The sequence below is a fragment of the Novosphingobium sp. JCM 18896 genome, assembly GCF_025938095.1.
Classification (GTDB): Bacteria; Pseudomonadota; Alphaproteobacteria; order Sphingomonadales; family Sphingomonadaceae; genus Novosphingobium.
This window is the reverse complement of sequence record NZ_JAPCZF010000001.1, coordinates 465,961-492,919: the sequence shown is the minus strand read 5'-3', so window position 1 is coordinate 492,919 and position 26,959 is coordinate 465,961. Positions and strand designations below refer to the sequence as shown.

The following is a 26,959-nucleotide window of genomic DNA, read 5'->3' as shown; positions in this document are numbered from 1 at the left end:
CTCAGCTCCCGCCGATCTCGCTGGGGATCGGCGGTGCCGGCTGCTGGACGTGGCCCTGCCAGGTCAGCACCGGCTTGCGCGCCGCCTGGGTCTCGTCGAGCCGGCGGCGCGGCGCATAGTGCGGCGCGGACTTGAGGCTCTCGTCCCCGGCCAGCGCCCGCTCCGCCACCGCGCGCAGCGAACCGATCAGACGATCGAGCCCCTGCTTGCTCTCGGTCTCGGTCGGTTCGACCAGCATCGCGCCGTGGACCACCAGCGGGAAATAGACCGTCATCGGGTGGAAGCCCTCGTCGATCAGCCCCTTGGCCACGTCGAGCGTCGAGAAGCCGTCGGGCAGGTTGTCGTCGCTGAACAGCGCCTCGTGCATGCAGGGCCCGCTCGCGGCGAAGGGCGCGTCGAGCACGTCTTCGAGGCTGCGCAGCACGTAGTTGGCGTTGAGCACCGCGTCCTCGGCGACCTGGCGCAGACCGTCGGCGCCGTGGCTGAGGATATAGGTCAGCGCGCGGGTGAACATGCCCATCTGGCCGTGGAACGCGGTCATCCGGCCGAAGCCCTGGGGGTGTTCGACGGGGGCGTCCTCCTCCTCGATCAGGCGGATCGTGCCGTCGGCCTGCCGCGCGGTGAAGGGCAGCGGCCCGAAGGGCGAGAGCGCCTCGGACAGCACCACCGGCCCCGAACCCGGCCCGCCGCCGCCGTGCGGGGTCGAGAAGGTCTTGTGCAGATTGATGTGCATCGCATCGACGCCGAGGTCGCCGGGACGGACCTTGCCGACGATCGCGTTGAAGTTGGCCCCGTCGCAATAGACGTAGCCGCCCGCGGCGTGGACCGCGTCGGAGATGTCCTTCATCTCGGGCTCGAACAGCCCGCAGGTGTTGGGGTTGGTGATCATCACGCCCGCGACGTCAGGACCAAGCCGCGCCTTCAGCGCCGCCAGATCGACCCGGCCCGCCGGCGTGGCGGGGATGTTCTCGACCCGGAAGCCGGCAAAGGCGGCCGTGGCTGGATTGGTCCCGTGGGCGCTTTCGGGGACCAGGATGACCGGGCGATCCTCGCCCTTGGCCAGGATGGCGGCCTTGATGCACAGCAACCCGCACAGTTCGCCGTGGGCCCCGGCTTTTGGGGTCATGGCGACGCCGTGCATGCCGGTCAGCTCGATCAGCCAGAAGGCCAGCTGGTTGATCACGCCGAGCGCGCCCTGGACGGATTGCACCGGCTGGAGCGGGTGGACGTCGGCGAAGCCGGGCAGGCGCGCCATCTTCTCGTTGAGCCGCGGATTGTGCTTCATCGTGCACGAGCCGAGCGGGAACGGGCCGAGGTCGATCGCGTAGTTCTGCCGCGACAGGCGCGTGTAGTGGCGCACGGCCTCGGGCTCGGTCAGCCCCGGCAGCGCGGCCTTGTCCTTGCGCAGGAAGCGGCCGAGCGAGGCCAGCGGCGCGGCTTCGGGCGCATCGAGATCGACGCCGAAATTGGCGCCGGTGCCGAGTTCGAAGATCAGCGGCTCTTCGAGCTGCAAGCCCCTGTCACCGCTCGACGTCACGGGCGAGGCCGTGCCGGAGGGGCCGAGTTCGGGCTTCCAGCCCGAGGCGTTGGGCGCGTTCATGCCGCAGCTCCTTTCAGGACTTCGCCCAGCGCCGTGGCCAGGGCTTCGATGTCTTCGTCGGTGGTCGTCTCGGTCGCGGTGACCAGCAGGCCACCGTGCAGGTCGCCGGCTTCGGGATAGAGCCGGCCGAGCGAGACCCCGCCGAGCACGCCCTTGTCGGCCAGCGACCGCACGACCTCGCGCGCGTCGCCGGGCAGGATTACGGTGAACTCGTTGAACCAGGCATCGTTGAGCACGGACACGCCCGGAACCTGCGCCAGGCGCTTGGCCAGGGTCTGCGCGCGACCGTGGTTGACCGCGGCGAGCTGGGCCAGGCCCTCACCGCCGAGCAGGCTCATGTGGATCGAGAAGGCCAGGGCACAAAGGCCCGAATTCGTGCAGATGTTCGAGGTCGCCTTCTCGCGGCGGATATGCTGCTCGCGCGTCGAGAGGGTCAGCACGAAGCCGCGGCGGCCATCGGCATCGACGGTCTGGCCGCAGAGCCGGCCCGGCATCTGGCGCACGTATTTCTCGCGGCAGCCGAACAGGCCGAGGTAGGGCCCGCCGAACTGGAGGCCGACGCCGAGCGACTGCCCCTCGCCCACGACGATGTCGGCGCCGAGATGGCCCGGCGCCTCGAGCAGGCCGAGCGCGACGGGCTCGGTCATGACCACGACGAGCAAGGCGCCCACCACCTGCGTCGCCGCCGAGATCGCCGCGAGATCGGGAATGCGGCCGAGAATGTCGGGATATTGCACCACCACGCTCGCGGTCTCGCCGTCGATCGCGGCGATCACTGCATCATCGTCGGGTGCGGCTTCGAGCACGGGCTTGCGAGCGTCGATCGTCTCACCGGTGAACCGCGCCATGGTCTCGACGCAGGAAACGTAGTGCGGATGAAGCCCGCCCGAGAGCACCGCCTTCTTCCGCCGCGTCACGCGGCCGGCCATGACGATCGCTTCCCAGCAGGCGGTCGAACCGTCGTACATCGAGGCGTTGGCGACATCGACGCCGTAGAGCCGCGCGACCTGGGTCTGGAACTCGAACAGGACCTGCAAGGTGCCCTGGGCGATCTCGGGCTGGTAGGGCGTATAGGCGGTCAGGAACTCGCCGCGCTGGATCAGGTGATCGACCGAGGCGGGGATATGGTGGCGATAGGCCCCCGCGCCGAGAAAGAACGGCGCCGCGCCGGCGCTGAGGTTCTTGCCGGCAAGCGCGGCCATATGCCGCTCGACCGCCATCTCGCTGGCATGGTTCGGCAGGCCCGCGATCGGGCCCGCAAGCCGCGCCGCCGCGGGCACGTCGCTGAACAGGTCGTCGACCGAGGTCGCGCCGATGACGCCGAGCATCTCGGCACGATCGGCGGGGGTGAGCGGGAGATAGCGCATCAATAGCTCCGTCCGGAGTAAGGCCAGAAGATCCTCCCCCATCGGGGGAGGGGGACCGCGCGCGCAGCGCGTGGTGGAGGGGGTGCGGGCGTACGTGAGGCCGAGCATACCCGCGCCCCCTCCGTCAGCCCTGCGGGCTGCCACCTCCCCCAATGGGGGAGGATCGTTATCTTACAGCCCGTCGACATAGTCCTTGTAGGCGGCCTCATCCATGAGATCGCCCAGTTCGCCGGCGTCGGCCAGCTTGATGCGAAACAGCCAGCCGCCGGTCTCGGCATCGGCGTTGACCAGCTCGGGCGCATCGGCGAGCGCCGGGTTGGCGTCGGTCACTTCGCCGCTGACCGGCGTGTAGACGTCCGAGGCGGCCTTGACCGAATCGACGACCGAGACCGATTCACCCTTCTTCACGGCCTGGCCGACCGCGGGCAGTTCGACGAAGGTGATGTCGCCGAGCTGGCCCTGCGCATAGTCGGTGATGCCGACCGTGCCGGTGTCACCGTCGACGTCGATCCACTCGTGATCCTTGGAGAAATAGCGGCTCATCGAAAGCTCCTCAGCGATGATAGCGGTGGGGGACGAAAGGCATGGGCACGACCGTGGCGGACAGGCGCTTGCCGCGGACGTCGATGTCGAGCGCGGTGCCCGGTGCGGCCAGCGCGGCGTCGACATAGGCCATCGCGATCGGGCGCTGGAGGCTGGGCGAGAAACCACCCGAGGTTACCTGGCCAACCTGCTGGTCGCCCTGCATGACCTGGGCACCCTCGCGCGCGGCCTGACGGCCTTCGAGCGCGAGACCGACGCGTCGGGCCGAAGTGCCCTCGGCGAGCCGCGCGAGAACGGTCTCCGCCCCGAGGAAGCCGCCCTCGCTGCGGCGACGCTTGCTGATCGCGAAGCCGAGGTCGGCGCTGATCGGATCGGTCTCTTCGTTGAGATCGTGCCCATAGAGCGGCAGCCCGGCCTCGAGCCGCAGCGAATCGCGCGCGCCCAGGCCGATCGGCTTGACCTCGGGCTGCGCACAGAGCGCATCGGCCAGCGCCGCGACGTCCTCGCCGCGCACCGAAATCTCGAAACCGTCCTCGCCGGTATAGCCCGAACGGCTGACGCCGAGCGGACGACCATCCCACAGGAAAGGACCGGCCTGCATGAACTTGAGGTCGGCGAGCGCGGGCATGCCGTCGAAAGCCGGCACCAGGCCCAGCCGGCCGAGTGCCTCGGCCGCCTTCGGGCCCTGCAGCGCGAGGAGCGCGTGCTCGTCGAGATGGGTCAGGGTGATCTCGTCGGGCAGATGCTCGCGCAGGTGGCCGATGTCGTCCCACTTGGTCGCGCCGTTGACCACGACGTAGAAATGATCGCCGCGATTGGTGACCATCAGGTCGTCAATCACCCCGCCCGCCTCGTTGAGCAGCAGCGAATAGCGCTGGCGGCCGGGCTTGAGCGCGGCGAAATCGCCGGGCAGCAGCGCTTCGAGCGCCGCGACCACGCCCTCACCGCTGACCTCGAGCTGGCCCATGTGGCTGACGTCGAACAGGCCCGCATTCTCGCGCGTCCAGGTGTGTTCGGCGATGATGCCCTCATACTGGACGGGCATCTGGTAGCCGGCAAACTCGACCATGCGCGCGCCGCGTGTCCGGTGCCAGGCGTCGAGCGGCAGGACCAAAGGGTCCACCGCATCGAGGTCATCGTTGTCGTAATCTTCGCTCACAAGACATAGCTCCGCACAGCATGGCACACCGGTTCGGTGCCCCCTCTGTCACGGAAACCTGAGAGCTTTCCCAGGTTCCATGACGAAACCCGGTTACCCCTTCGGCGGCCCTGCCGTTCAGGCAGAACACTTTCCAGAGCATCGCTATCGACCCCACGCGGTCCTTTTGCCTGAGAGATTCCGGGGCGGTTGCTCCTTCGGCGCCCTGCGAAAAGTGGTCTTACCCACGAATCGCAGGAACTCTCCCGCGCGGTCAGCGACGTCGGGGACTCTGCGCAAGACTGCCCGGACGAGTCAACCGCGGCGCCTGCTGCACCTGCGAATTATCCCCGCGCGCGGCGGATCGCATAACGGATGGCGTCATAGTCGTGGACGAAGCGCCCGCCGGCCTTCTCGCGCACCAGCGCGAAGACCGCCTGGACGAGCGTGTCGGCCTTGATCGAGCGATAGCGGCGCAGGCCGCCGTGGAGCAGCAGGTCGATCAGCGGGCTCGCCAGCATGGCCAGCCGCTCGGCCGGGCGCCGTTCCTGGTGCGGGCCGCGGATCAGGCCCGGGCGCAGGATATCGAGCCGCGCAAAGCCGATCTTGGCCAGGGCATCCTCGGTCTCGCCCTTGACGCGCAGGTAGAAGCTGCGGCTGGCGCGATCGGCGCCGACCGAGGAGATCAGGATCATATGGCCGATGCCCGCAGCCTTCGCATGGCGCGCGCAGGCCAGCACGAGATCCTGGTCGACCGCGCGGAACGCGGCCTCGTCGCGCCCCGCCTTGTCGAAGGTGGTACCCAGCGCGCAGACCAGAACCCTGGCATTGGCCGCGGCGATCGCATCGCCCCAATTCTCGGGGTCGGCGAGCAGCATCTCCATCCGCGCGCCCGGCGGCAGGGGTACTTCGCGGCGCGCGACGCCGACGAGGCGCAGGTCGGGCCGCAGCACCGCCGCCTCGATCATGCGCGCGCCGACGAGGCCGGTGGCCCCGACGAGACAGATCCTGATGGGCTTCATGCGGCGTCAGACATTGCGCAGCCCCTCGGGCGTGCGTCCATAGATCCGCGCGTGGCTCGCGATCGCAAAACGATCGGTCATGCCGGCGACGTAATCGGCGATGTGCCGGCTGCGCTGAGGCTCGAATTCGGGCAGGCTCTCATGCCACTCGTCGTCCATCAGCCGCGGCTCCTGCGAATAGGCCGCGTAGAGCTCGGCAGTCACCGCGCGCGCGCGTTCGGCGGTCGCGAGCTGGTCGGGGTGGTAATAGAGCTTCTCGTACATGAAGCGCTTGAAGGCACGCTCGCCCTCCTCGATCTCCGCCGAGAAGGTGGCGCTCGCCCGGCCCGCGGCGCGGACATCGGCGACGCTGGTCATGCCCTGGGTCCGGCGCCGGGTCTCGGCAATGACGTCGTTGACCATGACGCCGATCTGCGAGCGGATCAGCTCGCGCAGCTGACGGTTGCGCGGCGCAGCGGGATAGCGCTGCTCGACCGTCCGCCAGCGATCGGCGACGAAGGGATGCGCGAGCAGTTCGTCGAGATCGAGGAAGCCCGCGTGCAGGCCGTCGTCGATGTCGTGGTTGTCGTAGGCGATGTCGTCGGAGATCGCCGCGACCTGCGCTTCGAGCGAAGGCCAGGTGGTCAGTTCGAGTGGCCAGGCCTGGTCGATCTCGGCCAGCGCCCAGTTGACCTCGCCCAGCGGGCCGTTGTGCTTGGCCAGGCCTTCGAGCGTCTCCCAGGTCAGGTTGAGCCCGTCGTGCTCGCAATAAGGCGATTCGAGCCGCGCCAGGGTGCGCAGGCAATGGGCGTTGTGATCGAACCCGCCGAACGGCTGCATCGCCGCGTGGAGCGCGTCCTCGCCGGCATGGCCGAAGGGCGGATGGCCGATGTCGTGCGCCAGGGCCAGCGCCTCGGTCAGATCCTCGTCGAGCCCGAGAGCACGCGCGATAACGCGGGCGATCTGCGCGACTTCGAGACTGTGGGTCAGCCGCACGCGATAGTGATCGCCGTCGGGGGCGATGAACACCTGGGTCTTGTAGCGCAGCCGGCGGAAGGCGATCGAATGGATGATCCGGTCGCGATCGCGCTGATAATCGCTACGCGGCCCGCGCGCGAGATCGCTGGCCAGCGAGAACTGCCGCCCGCGCGACTTGGCGGGGTCGGAGGCAAGCGGGGAGCGGGCAGTCATCGCCGATCCTCCCCCACCGGGGGAGGTGGCAGGCGCGAAGCGCCTGACGGAGGGGGAACGGCCAGGCACGAGGCGACGATCGAAGCTGTCACCGCTTCGGGATCGCGCAAGACATCGACCGCCGCTATCCGCACAACTTCCATTCCACTCTTTCAACCACGCGTCACGCCGCGCATCTCGTTCGGGTCGATCGCCCATATCGTGGGCGATGCCGTCGATTTCCACGACCAGCTTGCGGCTCGCACAATAGAAGTCGGCGACATAGCGACCGATCGGGTGCTGGCTTCTGAACTTGATCCCCATGGGCCGCTTGCGAAGCAAACGCCACAGCAAGACTTCGGGCAACGACATCTTCCTGCGCAACCGCTTGGCCGCAAGCAAGGCCTCCGGCGTATGGTCCCGCATCGCCGCCCCCTCCGTCAGCCCTGCGGGCTGCCACCTCCCCCGGTGGGGGAGGATCTCGAGGTAGCTTACTCGGTACCCACGATCCAATCCACCGCCGCATCGGCGTGGATGCGCGTGCAGTCGAAGATCGGCAGCACGTTGGCGTCGACATCGACGACCATTTCGAGCTCGGTGCAGCCGAGCACGATCGCCTCGGCGCCGTCCTTCTCGAGGTTGGTGATGATCGTCTTGAGCTCGCGCTCGGACTGGCGCGTCGGCTTGCCGAGGATCAGCTCGTCGTAGATGATCCGGTCGAGCGTATCGACGAAGCCCATCTCGGGCGGCAGCAGCTCGATGTCGCGCGCGATCAGCTTCTGGCGATAGAAGCTCTCGACCATGACGTTGCGCGTGCCGAGCAGCGCCGCCTTCTTGATCGTGCCGTGGACCATGCGCTCGCCGACGCATTCGGCGATATGCAGGACGGGCACCGAGACCCCGCCCGCGACCGTGTCGTAGACCTTGTGCATCGCGTTCGAGCCGATGAGGATCGCGGTTGCCCCCGCGGCCTCGAGCCGCTTCGCCGATTCCGTTAGCACGCCGCTCGCGCGCTTCCAGTCGGCGGCCGAGGACAGGCCGATGAGCTCGGCGCCGTCGAGGCTCTCGATCAGCAGCGGCGCCGAGGCCTGCTTGCCGCGCTTGGCCTGCACGCCGCGGTTGATGTGCTCGTAATAGGTGCGGGTCGAGTACCAGCTCATGCCGCCGATGAGGCCGATCTTGCGCAAGGGGCCGCTCCTTCGTTGCGATTGTCCGTCGCAGCCGGCCTAGCCAGACGAGGCCATCGCGTCCAGCTAACGCACCAGCCCGGTTGCGCATAAGGCGGCGGAACTGGTCGTGACGCCGATGAGCTGTGCGTCGCTAAGCCGTTCGACGGCATAGACATATTCGGCGATCGAGCGCTTCTGCCCCTGCAGCACCTCGAGCTTGCGGAGCTGGCCGATCGTCAGCCGCTCGACCATGCGGTGCGCCATGCAGTCCGAATTGCGCTCGGACAGGCCGGCGCGGATCAGAGCGCCGCGCACGCGGCTCTCGGCGATCTTCTCGACGCAGCCGGCGGTGGCCAACAGGATCGCGAGCGGGATGAAAAGCGCGCGCATCAGTGCTGCAAGCTCTTCACGATGTCCTCGACCATCTTCTTGGCGTCGGCGAGCAGCATCATCGTCTGGTCCATGTAGAAAACCTCGTTGTCGACCCCGGCATAGCCCACGCCCGACATCGAGCGCTTGATGAACATCACGGTCTTCGCCTTCTCGACGTCGAACACCGGCATGCCGTAGATCGGCGAGCTCTTATCGGTTTTCGCCGCGGGGTTCACCACGTCGTTGGCGCCGATGATGAAGGCGACGTCGGTCTGGGCGAATTCGCCCTGGATGTCCTCGAGCTCGAAGACCTCGTCGTAGGGAACGTTGGCCTCGGCCAGCAGCACGTTCATGTGGCCCGGCATGCGGCCGGCGACCGGGTGGATCGCATATTTGACGCGCACGCCCTCGGCCTTGAGCAGGTCGCCCATCTCGCGCAGCACGTGCTGCGCCTGGGCGACGGCCATGCCGTAGCCGGGGATGATGATGACCTGCTCGGCCTGGCTCAGCAGGAAGGCCGCATCCTCGGCAGAGCCGCGCTTCCACGGGCGCTCGATCCGCTCGCCCCTTCCGTCCTGATCTGGGCCCGCGCCGCCGCCGTTCTCAGTACCGAAGCCGCCGGCGATGACCGAAACGAAGCTGCGGTTCATCGCCTTGCACATGATGTAGGACAGGATCGCGCCCGACGAGCCGACCAGCGCGCCGGTGATGATCATCGCCGTGTTGTGCAGGGTGAAGCCCATCGCCGCCGCGGCCCAGCCCGAATAGGAATTGAGCATCGACACGACGACCGGCATGTCCGCGCCGCCAATCGGCACGATGAGCAGGAAGCCGATCAGGAACGACAGTGCGGTGATCGTCACGAATACCCAGGGCGCCTGGTCCTGGGTGAAATAGGCCGTGAGCCCGAGGATCACCGCTACGGTGCCGAGGTTGATGACGTGCCGCGCGGGCAGCAGGATCGGCGCACCGCTCATGTTGCCGTTGAGCTTGGCGAAGGCGATGACCGAGCCCGAGAAGGTGATCGCCCCGATTGCAACGCCGAGGCCGAGTTCGACGCGGCTCAGTGGATCGATCACGCCCGGCGCGTCGAGGATGCCGAAGGCGCCGGGGTCGAGATAGGCGGCAATGCCGACGAGGACCGCGGCCAGACCGACCAGGCTGTGGAAGGCGGCGACGAGCTGCGGCATCGCGGTCATCTGGATCCGCCGCGCGATCGTCAGGCCGACGACGGCGCCGAGGCCGATCGCACCGACGATCTTGGCGAGGGTGACGAGATCGTCCGGCGTCGGCCGCGGCCACCAGTGGCCCGGCGGGATCGGCGCCTGGGTCAGCAGGGTCGTCAGCACGGCGATTCCCATGCCGGCCATGCCGAGCCGATTGCCGCGCCGCGAAGAGGTGGGCGACGACAGCCCACGCAGCGCGAGAATGAACAGCACCCCCGAGACGAGGTAGGCGATCAGTGCCCAGTCGGGCAGGCCGTGACGCTCCATCCGCTCAGCGATCCTTCCGCTTGAACATCGCAAGCATCCGCGCCGTCACCGCGAAACCGCCAAAGATGTTGATCGAGGCCAGCACGATCGCCGCGAGGCCGAGCCAGCTGGACCAGCCCGCGCTCGAAGCCCCAGCAATCAGCGCGCCGACGACGATCACCGAGGAGATAGCATTGGTCACCGCCATCAGCGGCGTGTGCAGCGCCGGGGTGACCGACCAGACGACGTAATAGCCGACGAAACAGGCCAGGACGAAGATCGACAGGATCGCGATGAAGTCCATGAAGCTACCAATCCTCCCCGGTACGGGGAGGGGGACCGTCCGCAGGACGGTGGAGGGGGTTCTCCGCCAGCGCGACGATCGCGGCAGCAGTACCCTCCGCGTCCGCCAGCACGCGCTGGGCAGCGATCCGGATCACCCTGAACCCGTGTTGTTCGATGAATGCCCTGCGGCGATCGTCTTGCGCCGGACGATTGCCCATGTCGTGAACGATGCCATCGATCTCGATGACGAGGCGAGCGGCCAGGCAGCAGAAATCGACGACGTAAGGACCGATCGGATGCTGGCGGCGGAATTTCACGTCGTTGGGGTTGCCGCGCAAATAGCGCCAGAGCGCCAGTTCTGGCGGGGTCATTTTCCCGCGCAGCTTGCGGGCGCTGTAGACCACCGGGCGTTGCGTGGGCGGAGAGCCCCCTCCACCACGCCGCTGCGCGGCGCGGTCCCCCTCCCCGTACCGGGGAGGATGGGGGCCGCCTGCGATCAAATCAGCAACCTCTCGCTCACCACCTTGCCGCCCTGCGTCAGCCGCACGGCGTCGCCGATCTCCGTATCGAGCACGGGCTTGCCCGCCTCCTTGTCCCAGAAGGCCGAGAGGAAGTTGTAGAGATTGCGCGCATAGAGTGCCGAGGCATCGGCCGGCAGCCGCGCCGGGGTGTTGGCGAAGCCCATGATCTTGACGCCGTGGCGCTCGACCACCTGGTCCGCCAAGGCCCCCTCGACATTGCCGCCTTGCGCCACGGCAAGATCGAAGATCACGCTGCCCGGCTTCATGCTCGCGACCTGCGCGTCGCTGACCAGACGCGGCGCCGCGCGCCCGGGGATCAGCGCCGTGGTGATGACGATATCCTGCTTGGCGATGTGCGCCGAGACCAGCTCGGCCTGGGCCTGCTGGTATTCGGGCGACATCTCGGTGGCATAGCCGCCGCTACCCTCGCCCTCGATCCCCGCGACGCTTTCGACGAAGACCGGCTTGGCGCCGAGCGAGAGGATCTGCTCCTTGGTAGCCGAGCGTACGTCGGTGGCCGAGACCTGCGCCCCCAGCCGCCGCGCCGTGGCGATCGCCTGGAGGCCGGCAACGCCGACGCCCATGACGAAGACGCGCGCGGCGCTGACCGTGCCCGCGGCGGTCATCATCAGCGGAAAGGCGCGGCCATAGAGATTGGCCGCCTCGATCACCGCCTTGTAGCCCGACAGGTTCGATTGCGAGGACAGCACGTCCATCGACTGCGCGCGGGTGATGCGCGGCATGAATTCCATCGCCAGCGCCTCGAACCCGGCCGCGGCATAGGCATCAACCCGCTCGCGGCGCGCGAAGGGATCGAGCATGGCGACGATCCAGGCGCCGTCGGCCGCACCGGCCAGCAACGCGGGGTCGGGCGCCTGCACGCCCAGCACGATCTGCGCGCCGCGCACGACTTCGGGCAGCGGCGCCACTTCGGCACCGGCCGCCCGAAAATCTTCGTCCGATATGGATGCGCCCAGCCCGGCCCCGGTCTCGACCGCGACCTTGGCGCCAAGCGCGATGTATTTGCGAACCGTTTCCGGTGTCGCAGCGATCCGTGACTCTCCGTTTTCCCGTTCGGCGGGAACGGCGAGCCGCAAGGTCACTTGTGCGAAGCGATCAGACCAACGACGAAGATCACGATTAGGGCAACGACGATCGAACCCCACTTGGCCATATTGATGAAGCCCGCGTAGGTTTCATTCGCCGCCTTCATGTCGTTGCCCGATGCCATGCGCTTAGATCCTTGAATGGGGAAAAACTTTGTTCGCCCCGCCTCTATCGTCCATCCGGTCGTCGCTCAAGTCCCGTCAGTTCTAGTCGGCCAGCTTTACCATCGACGGCACCGGCGCGCAGGAAGCCGAAAGCTTAGCCTTAATCCCGTCTTTACCCGATCGCGCTATCCACGTTGGCTCACAGGGGACGGATAAGCGCAGCACCATGGCTGAACTCGAGCAGCGCCTGCTCATGCTGATTGACGATGAACCGGCCCAATGCCGGTTGATCTCGGCGCTCGCCGCACGCGAGGGCTGGCGCACGATCATCGCCCGCGATTCGGAAACCGCGATCGCCACGCTCGGCACGCGCCAGGGCATGCAGCTCGCGGCGATCATCCTCGATCAGTGGGTACCCGGCGACGACGCCTGCGGCCTCATCGCCGAACTCAAGTCGCGCCGCCCGCAACTGCCGATCCTGATGTTGACGACCAGCGCCTCGCCGCTGCTCGCGGTCGAGGCGATGCGCGCCGGCGCCACCGACTATCTGATCAAACCCGTCGCCCCCGAACGCCTGATGGAAGCGCTGCGCAGCGCCACCACGCGCGAGGCGCCGCGCGACGAGCTCGCCCCGCTGACCGAGAAAATGCCCTCGAACCCGGATTTCGAGGCGATGATCGGCGCCGCACCGACCTTCCGCGCGGCGCTCGCCGTCGCGGCCAAGGCCGCGCGCAGCCATTCACCCGTGCTGATCGAAGGCGAGAGCGGCACCGGCAAGGAAATGCTGATCCGCGCGATGCACGCGGCCAGCCCGCGCGCGAAGACGCCGCTGCGCATCATCAATGTCGGCACGACCCCGGTCAATTCGATCGAATCGGTGCTGTTCGGCCACGAGAAAGGCGCCTTCGCCGGCGCTTTCGACCGCCAGATCGGCGCGATCCAGCAGTGCGACGGCGCCACCCTGGCGATCGACGAGATCGACCGGCTGCCGCTGGCCATGCAGGAACGTCTGGTCGAATCGCTGACCCGCGGCGACGTGCGCCCGATCGGCGCGCCCTACAGCTTCAAGGTCGACGTCCGCCTGATCGCGGCGAGCAACCTGCCGCTCAAGGACATGGTCAGTGGCGGGCACTTCCTGCCCGAACTGCTCCAGGCGATCTCGGGCGTCTCGGTCTCCTTGCCGCCGCTGCGCCAGCGCCCGGGCGACATGGCCGCGCTCTGCCGCCATTTCCTCGCGCGTATCGGCGAACAGCCGGGGCTGCGCCAGCTCGGCATCACCGACGGCGCGCTGGCGCTGCTCGCGGCCTACGACTGGCCAGGCAACGTCCGCCAGCTCCAGGCCGTGCTGTTCCGCGCCGCGGTATTCTGCGACGGCGACGCGCTGACGTCCGAGGATTTCCCGCAGCTCTCGAACATGCTCGGCTCGGGCCAACCGATCAGCTCCTCGGCTTCGGTGCCCGAAAGCTCGGGCGTCATGCTCTACACGGCCGACGGCAACCTGCGCCCGCTCGAAGAGATCGAGGCCGACGTGATCCGCCTCGCCATCGGCCTCTACCGCGGCCGCATGACCGAGGTCGCGCGCCGGCTCGGCATCGGCCGCTCGACGCTCTACCGCAAGCTTTCCGAACTCGGCATCGACAACGCCGCCTGAGCGGCATTTCTCGAATTGATGTCACGCGAAGCCGCGAAGCGGTTCGTCTGGCGTGCTCATCCCTTTCCGTCACCCCCGCGAAAGCGGGGGCCCATCTCCAGGTCTGTCCGCCAAGACGAGGGTCGCGATGATCGCGGCCGTCGGAGATGGCTCCCCGCCTTCGCGGGGATGACGAAGAATTGGGCGAAAAGGCGAAGGGTGAGGCGAGTGGTTGCAAACTCTTCGTGGCGTCGCGGCTTCGCGTGAAACCGATAGCATCAACCTCCTCTCCGACACGCATTGACTAACCTTCGCCCCCCTCCGAACATCGTCAAAACGGCGATGGAGAGAGAGCGTGACGGAAGGTGAGCGCGCTGGCGCGATCGAGGACATCAAGCAGCTCAAGGCCAAGTACTGGCGCGGGGTCGACACGGGCGACGGCGCGCTGGTGCGCTCGATCCTCGCCGAGGACTGCGTGCTCGACTATAAGGGCTGCTGCACCGATCCGGTGACCGGCGTGGATCACATGCCGCAGATGAACCTGGTCATGCGCGGCCGCGATTCGTGGCAGACCGACAATCTCGATCCGGGCGAAGGCCCGCGCCTGGTCACGGTCCACCAGGGGCACCAGAGCGAGATCGAGATCACCGGCGAGACCACCGCCAGCGGCATCTGGGTCTTCAGCGACAGGTTCTTCATGCCCCCGGGCGCACCTTTCGCGCGGCTGGTAGGTTATGGTCATTACCACGATACCTACGAGAAGGTGGGCGGCCGCTGGCTGCTCAAGACCACGCGGATCACGCGGCTGAGAGTCGAAGTCGCCTGATCCGAAAAGGAGAATCGAGATGGCCTACAGCGGATCCTGCCACTGCGGTGCGGTGGCCTTCACCGTCGCGGGCGATGCGCCCCGGCAGGCGACGTCGTGCAATTGCTCGCATTGCCGCCGCAAGGGCTTCCTGCTGACCTTCGTGCCGGCCGAGCAGTTCACGCTCGACCAGGGCGAGGAGGCGCTCGAGACCTACCTGTTCAACAAGCACAAGATCGTCCATCGCTTCTGCCCCACCTGCGGAACCGAGCCTTTCGCCGAGGGCGAGCAGAACGGCGCCGCGATCCGCGCGGTCAACCTGCGCTGTGTTCCTGCGGTCGATATCGACGCGCTCGAACTGCAGAAGGTCGACGGGGCGAGCTTCTGACCATGAGCGACTTCGCCGGCCGCACCGCACTGATCACCGGCGCCGCCTCGGGTATCGGCGCCGAAATCGCGCGCTGGCTCGACGCGCGCGGGATCGGCTCACTCGTGCTCGTCGACATCGACGCCGCAGGGCTCGCCGCGCTCGAGCTAGGCTGCCAGGTCGTGCGCCATGCCGGCGACGTCAGCGATCCGGCGCTGTGGGAGACTATCGAGGCCGGGCTCGATCGGCTCGATCACGCGGTAATCAACGCCGGCGTGGCCAATGGCGCGCCGCTCGCCGAATTCGACTGGACCGAATGGCGCCGGATCATGTCGATCAATCTCGACGGCGCCTTCCTCGGCCTGCGCACGGCGCTGCGCGCGATGAAGGCTTCGCAGGGCAAGAGCCTCGTGCTGACCAGTTCGGTCGTCGGCGTGAAGGCCACGGCGAACACCGGCGCCTATGGCGCGAGCAAGGCCGCGGTCTGCCAGCTCGCCAAGATCGCCGCCGCCGAAGACCTCGCCGACGGCATCCGCGTCAACGCCATCGCGCCGGGCCGGGTCGACACGCCGATCTGGACCAAGACCGACCATTTCCGCCAGCTCGAGGCCGAACTCGGCCGCGAGGCGGCTTTGCGCACCCTCGGCAAGCAGACCGGCGGCGACCACGCCTTCACCACCGCGGCCGAAATCGCCGGGCAGATCGGCTTCCTGCTATCCGACGCCGCGGCCAACGTGACCGGACAGGTGCTGGTAAGCGACGGCGGCTACAGCCTCTAGAGCGGCGGCAACTGGCCGAAGTCGGTGAGCGCGGCGTCGCGCAGGCCGCGCCAGACGCGCACCGCCTGGACCGTCTCGGCGACGTCGTGGACGCGCAGCAGCTGGATGCCCGCGTCGAGGCCTTTCAAGGCCAGGGTCAGCGAACCGCCGAGCCGCTGGTGCGCGGGCGCCTCGTTGGCGAGCGCGCCGATCATCCGCTTGCGGCTGACGCCGAGCATCAGCGGCTGGCCGAGCGCATGGAACAGCGGCAGCGCGTTCATCAGCGCGAGATTGTCCTGGATCGACTTGCCGAAGCCGATGCCCGGATCGAGCACGATCTTCTCGCGCGCGACACCCGCAGCCAAGGCGGCATCGCGCCGCGCAACGAGCCAGTCGAACACGTCGAGCACGACGTCGCGGTAGCTGCCGCCCGCATGCAGGTCCTCGCCTTCACCCGGCGCGTGCATCAGGATCACCGGCGCGCCGGAAGCCGCAGCGAACTCGAGACTGCGCGGATCGTGGCGCAGCGCCGAGACGTCGTTGATGACATGGGCGCCCGCGGCGAGCGCGGCTTCCATCACCGCCACCCGGCGCGTGTCGACGCTGATCGCCGCGCCCGAGGCCGCGAGGCGCTCGACTGCCGGAACCACGCGCTTGACCTCGTCGCCTTCCCAGACCGCCGCGGCACCGGGCCGCGTGGACTCGCCGCCGACGTCGATCATCGCCGCGCCGTCCTCGAGCATAGCCGCGGCATGGGCATTGGCCACGTCGGGATCGTCGAGAAACTGGCCGCCGTCGGAAAAGCTGTCGGGCGTGACATTGAGGATGCCGATGACCTGCGGCTGGTCGAGCCGGATCGTCCGCGCGCCGCACTGCAGTGGCGCGTGCGCCTGGCGCAGGGCCGCGACCTGCGGCTGGACTTCGTCGGGCAAGTCCTTGAGATCGGCCGCCGACAAGCGCCGGCGTGAGACGATCTTGCCGTCCTGCCGCTCGATCAGCGCGAAGCGGCTGGCATAGGCGAGACCGCCGGCCAGGCGCAGCGCCTCGCCCTCCTCGCTCTGCGGACTTTCGGCGAGCGCGATCGGGCGCAGGTAGAACTGGTGCATGACCGGATCGGTCTACAGGCGATCAGGGTTCCGTGGCCAGCAGATAGAGCTGCCGCACCGCGTCGATCGGCTTGATCTCGCCCTGGTGCTCGAGATGCCAAAACGACCAGCCGTTGCACGAGGGCGCGCCCTGGAGCTTGGCGCCCAGGCCGTGGATCGAACCGCTTTCGCCCTTCGTGTCGGCGAGCGAGCCGTCGGCGCGGACGGTGGCCTTCATCCGGCCCTTCTTGTCGGTGACGATGGTGCCCGGCGCGATCCAGCCGGTCTCGACCAGGGTGCCGAAGGCCACCTTGGGTGCGGCCTTGGGGCTCTGCATCGTGGTCAGCGCGGACTCGTCGAGCGGCAGCGCCATCTCGATGCGTTCGAGCGCGACTTCGCGGTAGACGCTCTCGCGCTCGCAGCCGATCCATTCGCGGCCGAGGCGCTTGGCGACGGCACCGGTCGTGCCCGTGCCGAAGAACGGGTCGAGCACGATGTCGCCCTTGTTGGTCGTCGCCAGCATCACGCGGTAGAGCAGCGCCTCGGGCTTCTGCGTCGGGTGCGCCTTGGCGCCGCCGCGCTTGAGCCGTTCCTGGCCGTTGCAGATCGGCAGGACCCAGTCCGAGCGCATCTGCAGCTCGTCGTTGAGCGTCTTCATCGCGCGGTAGTTGAAGGTGTACTTGGCCTTCTCGCCCATGCCCGCCCAGATCAGCGTCTCGTGGGCATTGGTGAAGCGCGTGCCCTTGAAATTGGGCATCGGGTTGGCCTTGCGCCAGACGATGTCGTTGAGGATCCAGAAGCCCAGGTCCTGCAGGATCGCGCCAACGCGGAAGATGTTGTGGTACGAGCCGATCACCCAGAGCGAGCCGTTGGGCTTGAGGACGCGGCGCGCCTCGGCCAGCCATTCGCGGGTGAACTTGTCGTAGGCGGCGAAGCTGTCGAACTTGTCCCAGTCGTTGGTGACCGCGTCGACGTGGCTGCCGTCGGGGCGATTGAGATCGCCGCCGAGCTGGAGGTTGTACGGCGGATCGGCGAAGACCATGTCGACCGACGCCGAGGGCAGGCTGCGCATCGCCTCGATGCAATCGCCGTCGAGGATCCGCCCCAGCGGCAGGTCCTTCGCCACCACGCGCTCGTCACGCGCCTGACGAAGCGGGCGCGCACGCACCCGCGTTTTTTCCACAACCTGAACCATACCGCCCGCTGAAGCCCCCTTGAATTGCTGCCTAGGGTGAGTCCTCGCGGAGTCCGCGTCAAGACGCGACTCCGCGGGAATCCTGGCACACGATGGTTAACGGGGCATCAACGACGACGAGAACGGAATGAGTCCGGCACAGGATATTGAGTCCGGCCAACGACTTGCGACTCGATATCTTGTGGTGTGGCTTTGTGGACTCTAGGCCCGAAAAAAATCTTCAGGCCGGCGCCAGACCGGGGTCGATTCCGGTCATCGCGACCGACACGTCCCACAGCCGGCGGGCGAGTTCGGGATCCTGCGCAGCCGCCGTCCGCCTGGCCGGACCCGAAGTCCCGCGCATTTCCCTGAACCCCTGCGGACCGTAATATTCGCCGCCCTGCACGCCCGGCGCGGTCGCCGCTTCGAGCGCGGGCCAGGCGCCCTGCTCGGCCGTGTTGAGGAACAGGCCGACCAGCGGCATGAACACTTGGAACGGCCCGGCATGCCGCATCAGCTCGGTCGCGGCGACGCCCGGATGGCAACCGACCGCGGTCACCGGCGAACCCGCCGCGCGCAGCCGCCGGTCGAGCTCGGCGAAGTGCAGCATGTTGGCGAGCTTGCTGTCGGCATAGCGCGCGGTGCGGTTGTAGCCCTTCTCGGCATTGAGATCGTCCCACTGCAGGTTGCCGCGGTTGTGCGCGAGGCTGGCGGTGACGACCACGCGCGAACCCGACGTCTCGGCCAGCTTGGGCAGCAGCAGCGCGGTCAGCGCGAAAGTGCCGAGGTGATTGACCCCGAACTGCAGCTCGAAGCCCTGCTTCGTCCGCGTCAGCGGCGGGAACATGACGCCGGCATTGTTGAGCAGCACGTCGAGCCGCGGCTCCTGCGCTGCGAGCTCGGCGGCGCGGCGCACCGAAGCGAGATCGGCCTGGTCCAGCGGCAGGAAGGCCAGGTCGGCGCTGGGTGTCTGGACGCGGATCTGCGCCATGGCCGCCTCGGCTCGGGCCTGATCACGGCAGGCGAGCAACACGCGCGCACCTTTGGCGGCGAGCCCCTTGGCGGCTTCGTAGCCGAGCCCTGTGTTGGCGCCAGTTACGATGATCGTCCGGCCAGACTGGTCGGGCACGTCTGCGGCGGTAAAAGGCATTTCTTGATCTCCCCCCTTCGCGCCAGCGTCCTTCGACAAGCTCAGGACGAGCGGGCCTGGGGAATGGCGATCAACACAAACACCCGCTCAGGCTGAGCTTGTCGAAGCCCAAGCGCAAGCCCGCGTCACACCTGCATCTCCAATTGCGCGACCGGCGCAAAAGACCGCCGGTGGTGCGGCGTGGCCCCGTGCAGCCGCAGCGCCGCCATGTGCTCGGGCGTGCCATAGCCGGCGTTGCGCTCCCAGCCGTAATGCGGGTGCTGCGCCGCGAGATCGCGCATCAGCCGATCGCGATGTTCCTTGGCGATGATCGAGGCGGCCGAGATGCAGGGTTCTAGCGCATCGCCGCCGACGATCGGCCGCGCCGGCCAGCGCCAGCCGGCGTTGCGCCCCGCCGGGGTCAGGTTGCCGTCGACCAGGACCTCGGCCGGATCCTCGCCGATCGCGCTGCACAGCGCCTCGACTGCCAGGGTCATCGCCGCCATCGTCGCGCCGAAGATGTTGAGCCTGTCGATGTCCGCGACTTCGACCACGCCGACGGCCCAATGGCAGCGGCGCTTGATCGCCGCTTCGAGCTCGGCCCGGCGCGCGGCACTCAGCTTCTTGGAATCGTCGAGCCCGCTCGGCCGCGGCTTGCACAGCAGCACGGCGCCGGCGACCACCGGCCCGGCCAAAGGCCCGCGCCCGGCCTCGTCGACACCGATCACGAGACCAGTGGCACCCAGGCGAAGTCTGTGCGTTACTGCGGACATGCGAATCTCGACATGGATGACCCCGCTATCCCTCGCCGCGCTCGGCCTCGCAAGCTGCGGCTCGGCGTCGACAGGGGATAAGGCCGCTGCCGCCGAAGCGAAGTCCTCGGGCGATCCGGGCTTCACCGTCACCCAGGTTGCGCAGTTCGAAGAACCCTGGGCCATGGCCTTCCTGCCCGGCACGCCCTTCGCGCTGATCACCGAGCGCAAGGGCAAGCTCATGCTCTGGCAGGAGGGCGGCGAAGTGCGCGAGGTCGATGGCGTACCGCAGGTGGCCTATGGCGGTCAGGGCGGGCTCGGCGACGTCGTGCTGGCGCCCGATTTCGCGACCTCGGGCACGGTCTACCTGACCTGGGCCGAAGAGGGCCAGAACGACACGCGCGGCGCCGTGCTCGGCCGGGCCAGGCTCGTCACCGAAGGCGCGCCCAGGCTCGAAGGGCTGCAGGTGATCTGGCGCCAGGACCCCAAGGTCACCGGCCAGGGCCACTATTCGCACCGCGTCGCCTTCTCGCCCGACGGCCAGTACCTGTTCCTGTCCTCGGGCGAGCGGCAGAAGTTCACCCCGGCGCAGGACCTCGGCACCAATCTCGGCAAGGTCCTGCGGCTGACGCTCGATGGCAAGCCCGCGCCGGGCAATCCATTTGCCGCAAAAGGCGGCGTGACCGCGCAGATCTGGTCCTACGGCCATCGCAACGTGCTCGGCCTCAAGTTCGACGCGGGCGGACGGCTCTGGGATCTCGAGCACGGCCCCAAGGGCGGCGACGAGCTCAACCTCGTCGAGCCCGGCAAGAACTATGGCTGGCCGCTGGTCTCCGACGGCGATCATTATGACGGCAAGCCGATCCCGCGCAACGCCACGCGCCCCGATCTCGCGCAGCCGGCGATCAGCTGGAATCCGGTGATCGCGCCCGGCGATTTCATCTTCTATCGCGGCAGCGAGTTCCCGGCCTGGCGCGGCCAGGCGGTGATCGCGGCGATGCAGCCCGCGGCGATCGTGCGCGTGGCGATGGAGGGTACCAAGGCCCGCGAAGTCGCGCGCTATCCGATGTCGCATCGCATCCGCGAGATCGAGGAACGCGAGGACGGTTCGGTCTGGCTGCTCGAGGACGGCAAGGAAGACGGCGCCGGGCACCTTCTGCGACTAACACCCGTCAAAAGGTAAATCGGGTCGACAACCTTGGCACGCACCCCTATCCGCGCGCGGCCATGGCCAACATCATTCCCCTTGCCGACGTCGACCCCGCGCTGATCGAGGCGCTGCTCGACCGCGCCTTCGAGCCCGACCGCCACAAGCGCACGGCCTACAAGGTGCGCGAGGGCACCGAGTGGCTGCCCGGCCTGTCCTTCGCCGCGCTCGACGAGCACGACATGCTCGCGGGCACGATCCAGTGCTGGCCGGTGGCGCTGACCGACGCTGCGGGACGCAAGCACCCGCTGGTCATGGTCGGGCCCGTCGCCGTGCTGCCCGAACAGCAGGGCCGCGGCTTCGGCAAGGCGCTGATGACCGCGAGCCTCGCCGCGCTCGACCCGCGCGCGCCGCTGCCGCAGGTAATGATCGGCGATCCCGACTATTACGGCCGTTTCTGGGGCTTCACCAACGAAGCCACCGGCGGCTGGGACCTGCCCGGCCCGTTCGAACGGCACCGCCTGCTGGTGCGCTGCGACAATCCGGCGGTCCTGCCGGCCGAGGGCACGCTGGGGCCTTGGAAAGGCTAGGATCCTCCCCCGCCGGGGGAGGTGGCAGCCCGCAGGGCTGACGGAGGGGGCGCGGTCGGCCGCGAACCTCTCGTCTCGTCTCGTCTCGCCGCGCCCCCTCCACCACTCGCTGCGCGAGCGGTCCCCCTCCCCCGATGGGGAGGGATCGAGGTAGGCCTTGGCGCGGCTGACCTGATCTGGCAGGGCGGACCGATGCCTTACGAGCCGCCTCCAGAGCTTGCCGGTCTCTCGCTCGCCGAAGTCGCCGAGCTGGTCGCGAGCCGCAAGCTGCCCCCGGTCGACCAGTGGCAGCCCGAGCGCAGCGGCGACAGCGAGATGCGCATTGCCGCCGACGGCCGCTGGTATCACCAGGGCGGCGAGATCACGCGCGCGGCCATGGTCCGCGCCTTCGCCTCACTTCTGTTTCGCGATGCCGATGGCCAGCACTGGCTGGTGACGCCGCAGGAGAAGCTGACGATCGAGGTCGAGGACGCGGCCTTTGTCGCGATCGACGTCAAGAGGGCCGAAGAGAATGGGCATGATGCCCTCGCCTTCCGGCTCAACACCGACGATCTCGTCATCGCCGGCCCCGATCATCCGATCCGCGCCGCCGGCGATCCCGATACGCCCGCGCTCTATCTCGGCGTGCGCCACGGTGCCGAGGCACGGCTCAACCGCAGCACCTATGCGCAACTGGCCGAGATCGCGCTCGCCGGTGATGACCTCAGCGTCACCAGCCAGGGCGCGACCTTTTCGCTGACGCCGGCATGAGCGAACTGTTCGACCGGCTCAGCCGGCTCTACACGATCGGTCACGCGGGCGAGCCGCCCGAGCTGTGGACCGATCAGCGGCTCGACGGCATGAGCGAATTCCGTCCCGCCGCCGTGCTCGCCGCCTTCACCGATCGCGCCGATCCGGGGATTCTGCTGCTGCACCGCCCGTCGAACATGCGCTCGCATCCCGGCCAGATCGCCTTTCCCGGCGGCTCGATCGATCCCGGCGAGACCGCGATCGAGGCGGCCTTGCGCGAGACCTGGGAAGAGCTGGGCATAGGCCAGCACAAGGTGCGCGTGATCGGCGAGAGCGACGTCTACGAGACCCATTCGGGCTTCGCGATCACCCCGGTGCTCGGCGTCGTCCCCGCCGATGTCGAGATCGTGCCGAATCCGACCGAAGTCGCGCAATGGTTCGAGGCACCGGCCGATTTCGTGCTAGACCCCGCCAACCACAAGCAACAATGGGTCGAATGGGAGGGATCGATGCGTCCCTATTACGAGATCGACTGGCAGGGACATCAGATCTGGGGGATCACCGCGGCGATCCTGGTCAACCTCTCGCGCCGGCTGCGCTGGCATGGCTGAACTGCCCGAGGCCGAATGGACCCGCCGCACCGATCTCGCCGCACTGATCGCCGCGCTCGGAACCGACGACAATGGCCAAGGCAATGCCCGCTACGTCGGCGGCGCGGTACGCGACACCCTGCTCGGCATTCCGGTCAAGGACGTCGACCTGGCCACACCCCTGCTGCCCGAAGCGGTGATCGAGCGCCTGACCGCGGCCGGCATCCGCAGCGTACCCACGGGGATCGAGCACGGCACGGTCACCGCGGTCCTGCCCGAAGGCCCGGTCGAGATCACCACCCTGCGTCATGACGTCAGCACCGACGGCCGCCGCGCCACCGTCGCCTTCGCCACCGACTGGCGCGAGGACGCGGCGCGGCGCGACTTCACGATCAACGCGCTCTACGCCGATCCCGCGACGCGCAAGGTGTTCGACTGGTTCGGCGGCCTGTCCGACCTCGGCTATCGCCGCGTGCGCTTCATCGGCGATGCCCGCCAGCGCATCCGCGAGGATCATTTGCGGATCCTGCGCTACTTCCGCTTCCAGGCGAGGTTTGGCTCGCAACCGGCTGATCATGAATCGGAAAGCGCCTGCGCCGAACTGGCCGCGACGCTCAAGGGCCTGTCGCGCGAGCGGATCGGCATGGAGTTCCTCAACCTGCTGAGCCTGCCCGATCCCGCGCCGACCGTCATGCGGATGCAGGAACTCGGCGTGCTCGACGTGATCCTGCCGCACGCCGACGCCGCGGCGCTGGCGCGGCTCGTCGCCGAAGAGCAGCGCCAAGGCGCCGCCCCCGACGCGATCCGCCATCTCGCCGCGCTGCTGCCACCCGACCCGTCGCTCGCCGAGCAGGTCGCCGCGCGCTTCCGCCTGTCGGGTGCCCAGAAGAAGCGGCTGGTCCACGCTGCCGAGCGGGTCAGCGGCCCGAAGAACGCGCACGCCCTCGCCTACCACGTCGGGCGCGAGGAGACCGAGGACTGGCTGCTGCTCGACGGTGGCGACATCGCCCCGCTCAAGGACTGGGAAATCCCCGTGTTCCCGCTCAAGGGCGGCGCCGTCGTGGCACGCGGGGTCACCGCCGGGCCCGAGGTCGCACGCGTGCTGCTGATGGTCGAGGCGCACTGGGTCGCCGAGGGGTTCCCCGATGCCGCGCGGGTCCAGGAACTGCTCGACGAGGCCCTGGGCGAATGAGCCGCTCAGCCGCGCGCAAGCTTGCTCGTGCTAGCGTGCCCGCGTGAACCTTCAAGAAACCTTCGATTTCCTCCGCGAACAGCCGCTGCTGGCGCTTGCCGTCGCGGCGATCTTCGCGGTCACGCTCGGCGGCATGATCAAGCGCGCGACGCCGCGGCTGGGCGGGCTGATCCAGGGGCTCGGCAACCTCTCGCTCGTCGCCGCGCTGCTGCTGACGATCGTCCAGGTCGCGCGGCTGACCACCGGCAACGACCTCGCCCTGCCGCAGATCGGCCTGCCCGAACAAAGGGTTACCGGCGGCGAGACGCGGATCGCGATGAGCAACGACGGCCATTTCTGGCTCCAGGCGCAGGTCAACGGCCGCCCCTATCGCTTCCTCGTCGATACCGGCGCAACCCTGACCGCGCTGTCCGAAAGCACCGCGACCGAAGCGCAGGTGCCGATCCAGCCGCTGCGCCAGTCGGTGATGATGAAGACCGCCAACGGCACGATCCGCGCCGAACTCGCGCGCATCGACGAAATGCGCTTCGGCAATGTCGTCGCGCGCGATCTCGACGCGGTGATCGCGCCGGGTCTCGGCGAGACCAACGTCCTGGGCATGAACCTGCTGTCGCGGCTCGCAAGCTGGAGGGTCGAGGGGCGGACCTTGGTGCTCGTACCCAACCACCCACAGGTGGAAGCGGACGCGAGCTAAAATCCGTAAAAATCCAGCGCGACCTAACCGCTGCCGTCGCCCCTGCGAAGGCAGGGGCCCATCTAACGGTGCGCATCGGCGCCTCTCGTTTCAGGCCGCGAGCTTATCTAGGCCCCTGCCTCCGCAGGGGCGACGGTAGATAGCCGAGAAAATCCTCAGCTATTCGATCCTAGAACTTGTTATCCCTAGGAAAACCCGTCGGCGGCAGGCGGCCAGCGGCGCCGCGGGCGACCTTCCACATGCGCATGTCAGGCTCGGTGCGCGTGCGGCCGGTCTCGCCGCCCATCTTCCAGCTTAGCCCGTCCTCGAGCTTGAGCGTGATCGCGTCGGCCATCCCGCCGTCACGGTAGCGCTGCAAGGTGACGCCCTGCCCCTTGGCCAGGATCGGCAGTTCCTCGAGGCTGAAGATCACCAGCTTGCGGTTGTCGCCGACCACGGCGACGTGATCGTGCTCGGCCGGGATCTCGCGCACCAGCGCCAGCTTGACTCCGGGCTTGGTGTTCATGACGCCGCGGCCCTTGCGCGTCTCGGCCAGCAATTCGTCGGCCTCGGCGGCGAAACCGCGCCCGACGTTCGAGGCGAGCAGCAGCTGCGCCTTCGGCTTGTAGGCCACGACCGCGATGATCTGCGCCTCGGCGTCGATGTCGAGCATCGTGCGGATCGGCTCGCCGAAGCCGCGCGCGCCGGGCAGCTTGTCGGCGCCGAGCGTGTAGAACCGCCCGTTGTCGACCGCGATCAGCAGCTTGTCGGTGGTCTGCGCGTGCAGGCTGAAGGCCGGGCCGTCGCCCTCCTTGAACTTGAACTCGCCGTCGAGCGCGACATGGCCGCGCGCGCCGCGCACCCAGCCGCGCTGCGAGAGGATCACCGTCACCGGCTCCTTCTCGATCATCGCATCCATCGAGAACTCGCGCGTCGGCGCCGCCTCGGCGATCGTCGTGCGACGCCGGCCGAGTTCGGTATCCTCGCCATATTCCTTGCGCAAGTTCCTGAGATCGCGCTTCAAACGTGTCCGCTGCTTGGCCGGGCTCTCGAGCAGTTCTTGCAGCTCGGCCTGCTCCTTGAGCAGCTCGGCATGCTCCTGGCGCAGCTCCATTTCCTCGAGCTTGCGCAAGGAGCGCAGGCGCATGTTGAGGATCGCCTCGGCCTGACGGTCGGTCAGATTGAACTCGGCCATCATCACCGGCTTGGGCTCGTCCTCGGTGCGGATGATCTCGATGATCCGGTCGAGGTTGAGGAAGGCGATGATATAGCCTTCGAGCAGTTCGAGCCGCGCCGCGATCTTGTCGAGCCGGTGGCGGCTGCGCCGCAGCAGGATGTCGATCTGGCTGAAGACCCACTCCTTGAGCAGGTCCTTCAAGCCCAGCACGCCCGGCGTGCGATGCGCGTCGAGCACGTTGAGATTGAGGCTGAACCGGGTCTCGAGATCGCTGAGCTTGTAGAGCGATTCCTTCAGCAGATCAGGATCTACGTTGCGGTTCCTCGGAACCAGCACGAGGCGGATCTGCTCATCGCTCTCGTCGCGGACGTCTTCGAGGATCGGCAGCTTCTTGTCGGCGATCAGTTGGGCGATCTGCTCGATGAGCTTGCCCTTCTGGACCATGTAGGGGATCTCGGAGATCACCAGCTGCCACATGCCGTTGCCGAGCCGCTCGATCCCCGCCTCGCGGTCGGCCTCGGCCTTGGCTTCGGCCGCATGGAACCGCCCACGCACGCGGAAGCCGCCCTTGCCCGTCTCGTAGGCATGGCTGATCGCCGCCGGGCTGTCGACGATGACGCCGCCCGTGGCGAAGTCCGGCCCCTGGAACACCTGCATCAGCTGCGCGTGCTCGGCGGCCGGGTTGTCGATCAGCATCAGGGTCGCGTCGATGATCTCGGCGACGTTGTGGCTGGGAACCGAGGTCGCCATGCCCACGGCGATGCCGGTCGAGCCGTTGGCCAGCAGGTTGGGGAACAGGCCCGGGAAGATCTCGGGCTCTTCCTCCTCGCCGTTGTAGGTCGGGTGGAATTCGACCGTGCCCTCGTCGAGCCCGGCCATCAGCTGCATCGCCGTACGCGTCAGCCGCGCTTCGGTGTAGCGGTAGGCGGCGGCGTTATCGCCGTCGATGTTGCCGAAGTTGCCCTGGCCCTCGACCAGCGGATAGCGGAGCGAGAAGTCCTGCGCGAGGCGGACCATCGCGTCGTAGACCGAGGCGTCGCCGTGCGGGTGGTACTTGCCGATGACGTCGCCGACGACGCGCGCCGATTTCTTGAAGGCGTCGGTCGGGTTGAGCTTGAGCCCGCGCATGGCCCAGAGCAGGCGGCGGTGGACCGGCTTCAGCCCGTCGCGCAGATCGGGCAGCGAGCGCGCGGTGATCGTCGACAGGGCATAGACGAGGTAACGCTCGGACAGCGCGCTGTCGAACGGCGCATCGACGATGGCGTCGAACGGATCGGGATCGGTGTCGGTAGGGCTCGCCATGGCCGACCGC

Annotated in this window: 28 protein-coding genes, 1 pseudogene and 2 riboswitches; of the genes and pseudogenes, 10 read left to right on the top strand and 19 right to left on the bottom strand. The window is 68.2% G+C overall.

Going from position 1 to position 26,959, the window contains the following annotated elements; all coding sequences use genetic code 11:
- Position 1 precedes the first annotated feature (1 nt).
- From gcvPB to OLX23_RS02300, 14 genes and pseudogenes are all read right to left on the bottom strand, one after another.
- The gene (gene gcvPB, locus OLX23_RS02365; protein ID WP_264442717.1) at positions 2 to 1,600 is read right to left on the bottom strand and encodes an aminomethyl-transferring glycine dehydrogenase subunit GcvPB; all 1,599 of its coding nucleotides are present in this window, start codon (positions 1,598 to 1,600) and stop codon (positions 2 to 4) included.
- On the bottom strand, positions 1,597 to 2,967 hold the full coding sequence (gene gcvPA / locus OLX23_RS02360) for an aminomethyl-transferring glycine dehydrogenase subunit GcvPA (RefSeq protein ID WP_264442714.1): 1,371 nt from the start codon (positions 2,965 to 2,967) through the stop codon (positions 1,597 to 1,599). The genes gcvPB and gcvPA overlap by 4 nt, the downstream gene beginning before the upstream one ends.
- A gap of 171 nt (positions 2,968 to 3,138) precedes the next feature.
- Positions 3,139 to 3,510, bottom strand: a complete 372-nt coding sequence (gcvH, locus tag OLX23_RS02355) for a glycine cleavage system protein GcvH (protein WP_264442713.1) — start codon at positions 3,508 to 3,510, stop codon at positions 3,139 to 3,141.
- A 10-nt stretch (positions 3,511 to 3,520) separates the two neighbouring features.
- Positions 3,521 to 4,669, bottom strand: a complete 1,149-nt coding sequence (gcvT, locus tag OLX23_RS02350) for a glycine cleavage system aminomethyltransferase GcvT (protein ID WP_264442710.1) — start codon at positions 4,667 to 4,669, stop codon at positions 3,521 to 3,523.
- A 35-nt stretch (positions 4,670 to 4,704) separates the two neighbouring features.
- A riboswitch (glycine riboswitch) is annotated at positions 4,705 to 4,816 on the bottom strand.
- A 1-nt stretch (position 4,817) separates the two neighbouring features.
- Positions 4,818 to 4,927, bottom strand: a riboswitch (glycine riboswitch).
- 65 nt (positions 4,928 to 4,992) lie between these two features.
- Positions 4,993 to 5,670, bottom strand: coding sequence for an NAD(P)H-binding protein (locus OLX23_RS02345; RefSeq protein WP_264442709.1), 678 nt, complete (start codon positions 5,668 to 5,670; stop codon positions 4,993 to 4,995).
- 6 nt (positions 5,671 to 5,676) lie between these two features.
- The gene (locus tag OLX23_RS02340; RefSeq protein WP_264443715.1) at positions 5,677 to 6,840 is read right to left on the bottom strand and encodes a deoxyguanosinetriphosphate triphosphohydrolase; all 1,164 of its coding nucleotides are present in this window, start codon (positions 6,838 to 6,840) and stop codon (positions 5,677 to 5,679) included.
- 207 nt (positions 6,841 to 7,047) lie between these two features.
- Positions 7,048 to 7,191: pseudogene (locus tag OLX23_RS02335) on the bottom strand (DUF559 domain-containing protein); the annotation flags it as partial.
- 119 nt (positions 7,192 to 7,310) lie between these two features.
- A complete protein-coding gene (locus OLX23_RS02330; RefSeq protein WP_264442707.1) occupies positions 7,311 to 8,006 on the bottom strand; it encodes an aspartate/glutamate racemase family protein in 696 nt (231 codons plus the stop codon).
- Between the two features lie 66 nt (positions 8,007 to 8,072).
- Positions 8,073 to 8,378, bottom strand: a complete 306-nt coding sequence (locus OLX23_RS02325) for a hypothetical protein (RefSeq protein ID WP_264442705.1) — start codon at positions 8,376 to 8,378, stop codon at positions 8,073 to 8,075.
- Positions 8,378 to 9,853: an NAD(P)(+) transhydrogenase (Re/Si-specific) subunit beta gene (locus OLX23_RS02320; protein WP_264442704.1), complete on the bottom strand. Its 1,476-nt coding sequence runs from the start codon at positions 9,851 to 9,853 to the stop codon at positions 8,378 to 8,380. The genes OLX23_RS02325 and OLX23_RS02320 overlap by 1 nt, the downstream gene beginning before the upstream one ends.
- 4 nt (positions 9,854 to 9,857) lie before the next feature.
- Positions 9,858 to 10,136: a proton-translocating transhydrogenase family protein gene (locus tag OLX23_RS02315; RefSeq protein ID WP_264442702.1), complete on the bottom strand. Its 279-nt coding sequence runs from the start codon at positions 10,134 to 10,136 to the stop codon at positions 9,858 to 9,860.
- Between the two features lie 4 nt (positions 10,137 to 10,140).
- Positions 10,141 to 10,521: an endonuclease domain-containing protein gene (locus OLX23_RS02310; protein WP_264442701.1), complete on the bottom strand. Its 381-nt coding sequence runs from the start codon at positions 10,519 to 10,521 to the stop codon at positions 10,141 to 10,143.
- Between the two features lie 92 nt (positions 10,522 to 10,613).
- Positions 10,614 to 11,735, bottom strand: coding sequence for an NAD(P) transhydrogenase subunit alpha (locus tag OLX23_RS02305; RefSeq protein WP_264443714.1), 1,122 nt, complete (start codon positions 11,733 to 11,735; stop codon positions 10,614 to 10,616).
- A gap of 2 nt (positions 11,736 to 11,737) precedes the next feature.
- The gene (locus tag OLX23_RS02300) at positions 11,738 to 11,869 is read right to left on the bottom strand and encodes an aa3-type cytochrome c oxidase subunit IV (protein WP_264442698.1); all 132 of its coding nucleotides are present in this window, start codon (positions 11,867 to 11,869) and stop codon (positions 11,738 to 11,740) included.
- 206 nt (positions 11,870 to 12,075) lie between these two features.
- Between OLX23_RS02300 and OLX23_RS02295 the strand changes: the two genes are divergently transcribed.
- The 4 genes from OLX23_RS02295 (at position 12,076) to OLX23_RS02280 (ending at position 15,430) form a co-directional block, all read left to right on the top strand.
- The gene (locus OLX23_RS02295; RefSeq protein WP_264442696.1) at positions 12,076 to 13,500 is read left to right on the top strand and encodes a sigma-54-dependent transcriptional regulator; all 1,425 of its coding nucleotides are present in this window, start codon (positions 12,076 to 12,078) and stop codon (positions 13,498 to 13,500) included.
- A 334-nt stretch (positions 13,501 to 13,834) separates the two neighbouring features.
- Positions 13,835 to 14,305 carry a nuclear transport factor 2 family protein gene (locus OLX23_RS02290; RefSeq protein WP_264442694.1) on the top strand — a complete coding sequence of 157 codons (471 nt, stop codon included), beginning with the start codon at positions 13,835 to 13,837 and terminating at the stop codon, positions 14,303 to 14,305.
- 19 nt (positions 14,306 to 14,324) lie between these two features.
- Positions 14,325 to 14,672, top strand: coding sequence for a GFA family protein (locus OLX23_RS02285; RefSeq protein ID WP_264442691.1), 348 nt, complete (start codon positions 14,325 to 14,327; stop codon positions 14,670 to 14,672).
- A 2-nt stretch (positions 14,673 to 14,674) separates the two neighbouring features.
- A complete protein-coding gene (locus OLX23_RS02280; protein ID WP_264442689.1) occupies positions 14,675 to 15,430 on the top strand; it encodes an SDR family NAD(P)-dependent oxidoreductase in 756 nt (251 codons plus the stop codon).
- Here the strand turns inward: OLX23_RS02280 and folP are convergent.
- The 4 genes from folP to OLX23_RS02260 all read right to left on the bottom strand — a co-directional run bounded on the left by folP (position 15,427) and on the right by OLX23_RS02260 (position 19,570).
- Complete coding sequence (gene folP / locus OLX23_RS02275; RefSeq protein ID WP_264442687.1) at positions 15,427 to 16,515, bottom strand: dihydropteroate synthase; 1,089 nt, start codon at positions 16,513 to 16,515, stop codon at positions 15,427 to 15,429. The two genes, OLX23_RS02280 and folP, sit on opposite strands and share 4 nt — an antisense overlap.
- Positions 16,516 to 16,537: 22 nt before the next feature.
- Entirely contained in the window at positions 16,538 to 17,689 is a 1,152-nt protein-coding gene (locus OLX23_RS02270) for a site-specific DNA-methyltransferase (RefSeq protein WP_319641288.1), read from the bottom strand.
- A 220-nt stretch (positions 17,690 to 17,909) separates the two neighbouring features.
- Complete coding sequence (locus OLX23_RS02265; RefSeq protein ID WP_264442686.1) at positions 17,910 to 18,818, bottom strand: oxidoreductase; 909 nt, start codon at positions 18,816 to 18,818, stop codon at positions 17,910 to 17,912.
- A gap of 125 nt (positions 18,819 to 18,943) precedes the next feature.
- Positions 18,944 to 19,570: a ribonuclease HII gene (locus OLX23_RS02260; RefSeq protein WP_264442684.1), complete on the bottom strand. Its 627-nt coding sequence runs from the start codon at positions 19,568 to 19,570 to the stop codon at positions 18,944 to 18,946.
- A 16-nt stretch (positions 19,571 to 19,586) separates the two neighbouring features.
- On the opposite strand from OLX23_RS02260, the gene OLX23_RS02255 reads away from it, so the two are divergent.
- From OLX23_RS02255 to OLX23_RS02230, 6 genes are all read left to right on the top strand, one after another.
- A complete protein-coding gene (locus OLX23_RS02255) occupies positions 19,587 to 20,732 on the top strand; it encodes a PQQ-dependent sugar dehydrogenase (protein ID WP_264442682.1) in 1,146 nt (381 codons plus the stop codon).
- A 44-nt stretch (positions 20,733 to 20,776) separates the two neighbouring features.
- Positions 20,777 to 21,286 (top strand): GNAT family N-acetyltransferase, encoded by a 510-nt coding sequence (locus OLX23_RS02250; protein WP_264442681.1) that lies wholly within the window; start codon positions 20,777 to 20,779, stop codon positions 21,284 to 21,286.
- Positions 21,287 to 21,478: 192 nt separating this feature from the next.
- Positions 21,479 to 22,036: a DUF1285 domain-containing protein gene (locus OLX23_RS02245; RefSeq protein WP_264442679.1), complete on the top strand. Its 558-nt coding sequence runs from the start codon at positions 21,479 to 21,481 to the stop codon at positions 22,034 to 22,036.
- On the top strand, positions 22,033 to 22,626 hold the full coding sequence (locus tag OLX23_RS02240) for an NUDIX hydrolase (protein ID WP_264442677.1): 594 nt from the start codon (positions 22,033 to 22,035) through the stop codon (positions 22,624 to 22,626). Before OLX23_RS02245 ends, OLX23_RS02240 begins: the two co-directional genes overlap by 4 nt.
- Positions 22,619 to 23,797 carry a CCA tRNA nucleotidyltransferase gene (locus OLX23_RS02235; RefSeq protein ID WP_264442674.1) on the top strand — a complete coding sequence of 393 codons (1,179 nt, stop codon included), beginning with the start codon at positions 22,619 to 22,621 and terminating at the stop codon, positions 23,795 to 23,797. The genes OLX23_RS02240 and OLX23_RS02235 overlap by 8 nt, the downstream gene beginning before the upstream one ends.
- A 43-nt stretch (positions 23,798 to 23,840) precedes the next feature.
- Complete coding sequence (locus OLX23_RS02230; protein ID WP_264442673.1) at positions 23,841 to 24,491, top strand: TIGR02281 family clan AA aspartic protease; 651 nt, start codon at positions 23,841 to 23,843, stop codon at positions 24,489 to 24,491.
- Between the two features lie 169 nt (positions 24,492 to 24,660).
- Here the strand turns inward: OLX23_RS02230 and parC are convergent, their stop codons facing one another.
- Entirely contained in the window at positions 24,661 to 26,949 is a 2,289-nt protein-coding gene (parC, locus tag OLX23_RS02225) for a DNA topoisomerase IV subunit A (protein ID WP_264442671.1), read from the bottom strand.
- Positions 26,950 to 26,959: the final 10 nt, after the last annotated feature.